Here is a 468-nt window from a genome sequence, read left to right on the forward strand (position 1 = left end):
CGCCAAGGGCGCCGGCGCCGGCCTCTCCAAGATCGGCGACATCACCAAGGGCCTCAAAGGCATCGGCAACATCGAGATCCCCAAACTCCCCGACGGTTCGGTGCAGTTGCCCGACGGTCGCCTCCTGGAGCCCAACGGCAACCTGGTCGCTCCGAACGGCGTGGTCGAGACGACTCCGATCCCGCACGACATGGTCCCCCATACGTCGGGCCTGCCGTCGTCCTGGCAGATTCAGCAGCCGGTACCGACGAGTGTCCACGCGGGAAGCGGCTTCCCCGACATGGCGCCGCACACCCCCGGTGGCGGCTTCGACAATGTGCCGCCCAGCGCGGGCAGCCATGTGCCGGGTGGGGTACCCAACCACGTGCCGAACGGATCGTTCGGCCCGGCCCCCGCGCACTTCGACGCGGCAAGCCACGCCCCGGGCAGCACACCCAACCACGTACCCAACGGAACCTTCGGCCCCGC

At 69.7% G+C, this 468-nt stretch carries 1 pseudogene; it reads left to right on the forward strand.

The annotated features are described in order from the left end of the window. A pseudogene (locus AB0D53_RS00005) lies at positions 1 to 468 on the forward strand (protein phosphatase); the annotation flags it as partial.

The sequence above is a fragment of the Streptomyces sp. NPDC048295 genome, from assembly GCF_040652135.1.
Taxonomy (GTDB): Bacteria; Actinomycetota; Actinomycetes; order Streptomycetales; family Streptomycetaceae; genus Streptomyces.